Annotated in this window: 1 rRNA gene; it reads left to right on the top strand. The window is 52.6% G+C overall.

The features are described 5' to 3' along the window. Positions 1-58 precede the first annotated feature (58 nt). Positions 59-2967: ribosomal RNA gene (locus tag DES48_RS15570) — 23S ribosomal RNA — on the top strand. Positions 2968-3015 lie beyond the last annotated feature (48 nt).

Below are 3015 nucleotides of genomic sequence, written 5' to 3'. Positions count from 1 at the left end.
AATATGACAAGACATCATATCAAACAAACCAAAACGTCTTTTTACTGAGAAGTAAAATAGTTAAGTAACAAAGGGCGCACGGTGGATGCCTTGGCACTAGGAGCCGATGAAGGACGGGACAAACACCGATATGTCTCGGGGAGCCGTACGTAGGCATTGATCCGGGAATTTCCGAATGGGGGAACCCCCTGCTCGTAATGGAGTAGGACCTAGCACTGAATACATAGGTGTTAGGAGGCAGACCTGGGGAACTGAAACATCTCAGTACCCAGAGGAAGAGAAAGCAAACGCGATTTCCTGAGTAGCGGCGAGCGAAACGGAATTAGCCCAAACCAAAAAGCTTGCTTTTTGGGGTTGTAGGACACTCCATTGGAGTTACCAAGAAACGAATTATCTGAATCGATCTGGAACGATCAGCCAAAGAAGGTAAGAGCCCTGTAAGGAAAAGTTCGTTTCCTCCGGAGTGGATCCTGAGTACGGCGGAACACGAGAAATTCCGTCGGAATCCGGGAGGACCATCTCCCAAGGCTAAATACTCCCTAGTGACCGATAGTGAACCAGTACCGTGAGGGAAAGGTGAAAAGCACCCCGGAAGGGGAGTGAAAGAGATCCTGAAACCGTGTGCCTACAAGTAGTCGAAGCCCGTTTATGGGTAACGGCGTACCTTTTGTAGAATGGACCGGCGAGTTACGATTCTTTGCAAGGTTAAACCGCATAGGTGGAGCCGCAGCGAAAGCGAGTCTGAATAGGGCGACAGAGTAAAGGGTCGTAGACCCGAAACCGTGTGATCTACCCATGTCCAGGGTGAAGGTCAGGTAACACTGACTGGAGGCCCGAACCCACGCGTGTTGAAAAACGCGGGGATGAGGTGTGGGTAGGGGTGAAATGCCAATCGAACACGGAGATAGCTGGTTCTCTCCGAAATAGCTTTAGGGCTAGCCTCAAGGAACGTATGTTGGAGGTAGAGCACTGATTGGACTAGGGGCCCCTATCGGGTTACCGAATTCAGTCAAACTCCGAATGCCAATCATATAGCCTTGGGAGTCAGACTATGGGTGATAAGGTTCATAGTCGAAAGGGAAACAGCCCAGACCGTCAGCTAAGGTCCCCAAGTATACGTTAAGTGGAAAAGGATGTGGCGTTGCTCAGACAACCAGGATGTTGGCTTAGAAGCAGCCATCATTTAAAGAGTGCGTAATAGCTCACTGGTCGAGTGACGCTGCGCCGAAAATATACCGGGGCTAAACGTATCACCGAAGCTACGGATTGTTCTTCGAACAATGGTAGGAGAGCGTTCTAAGTGCAGAGAAGTCAGACCGTGAGGACTGGTGGAGCGCTTAGAAGTGAGAATGCCGGTATGAGTAGCGAAATAGAAGTGAGAATCTTCTACACCGAAAGCCTAAGGTTTCCTGAGGAAGGCTCGTCCGCTCAGGGTTAGTCGGGACCTAAGCCGAGGCCGAAAGGCGTAGGCGATGGCCAACAGGTTGATATTCCTGTACCACCTCGTGACCGTTTGAACGACGGGGGGACGCAGAAGGATATGGAAAGCGTGCTGCTGGTTATGCACGCCCAAGCAGTGAGTGTGTCAGATAGGCAAATCCGTCTGATAAGCACAAGCTGTGATGGGGAGGGAAATCAAGTACCGAAGTTCCAGATTTCACACTGCCAAGAAAAGCCTCTAGTGAGGTCACAGGTGCCCGTACCGCAAACCGACACAGGTAGGCGAGAAGAGTATTCTAAGGTGAGCGGGAGAACTCTCGTTAAGGAACTCGGCAAAATGACCCCGTAACTTCGGGAGAAGGGGTGCTTCTTGCATGAGAAGCCGCAGTGAAAAGGCCCAAGCGACTGTTTAGCAAAAACACAGGTCTCTGCGAAGCCGAAAGGCGAAGTATAGGGGCTGACACCTGCCCGGTGCTGGAAGGTTAAGGGGATGCGTTAGCTTCGGCGAAGCGTTGAACCGAAGCCCCAGTAAACGGCGGCCGTAACTATAACGGTCCTAAGGTAGCGAAATTCCTTGTCGGGTAAGTTCCGACCCGCACGAAAGGTGCAACGACTTGGGCACTGTCTCAACGAGAGACCCGGTGAAATTATACGATGCGTGAAGATGCGCATTACCCGCGACAGGACGGAAAGACCCCGTGGAGCTTTACTGTAGCCTGATATTGAATGTTGGCACAGCTTGTACAGGATAGGTGGGAGCCATCGAAGCGTGAGCGCTAGCTTACGTGGAGGCGCCCGTGGGATACCACCCTGGCTGTGTTGACCTTCTAACCCAGGACCGTGATCCGGTCCGGAGACAGTGTCAGGCGGGCAGTTTGACTGGGGCGGTCGCCTCCTAAAGAGTAACGGAGGCGCCCAAAGGTTCCCTCAGAATGGTTGGAAATCATTCGCAGAGTGTAAAGGCAGAAGGGAGCTTGACTGCGAGACCTACAAGTCGAGCAGGGACGAAAGTCGGGCTTAGTGATCCGGCGGTACCGCATGGAAGGGCCGTCGCTCAACGGATAAAAGCTACCCCGGGGATAACAGGCTTATCTCCCCCAAGAGTCCACATCGACGGGGAGGTTTGGCACCTCGATGTCGGCTCATCGCATCCTGGGGCTGTAGTCGGTCCCAAGGGTTGGGCTGTTCGCCCATTAAAGCGGTACGCGAGCTGGGTTCAGAACGTCGTGAGACAGTTCGGTCCCTATCCGTCGTGGGCGTTGGAAGTTTGAGAGGAGCTGTCCTTAGTACGAGAGGACCGGGATGGACACACCGCTGGTGCACCAGTTGTTCCGCCAGGAGCATCGCTGGGTAGCTACGTGTGGCAGGGATAAGTGCTGAAAGCATCTAAGCATGAAGCCCCCCTCAAGATGAGACTTCCCATCGCAAGAGTAAGATCCCTCAGAGACGATGAGGTAGATAGGTTCGAGGTGGAAGCGTGGTGACACGTGCAGCTGACGAATACTAATCGATCGAGGACTTAACTAAATAACAAAAGTGGAAACGACCACAACAGTGGGAGTTGAAACTGGATGA

The organism is Paraliobacillus ryukyuensis, assembly GCF_003315295.1.
Classification (GTDB): Bacteria; Bacillota; Bacilli; order Bacillales; family Amphibacillaceae; genus Paraliobacillus; species Paraliobacillus ryukyuensis.
This window is presented reverse-complemented; position numbering and strand designations above follow the sequence as displayed.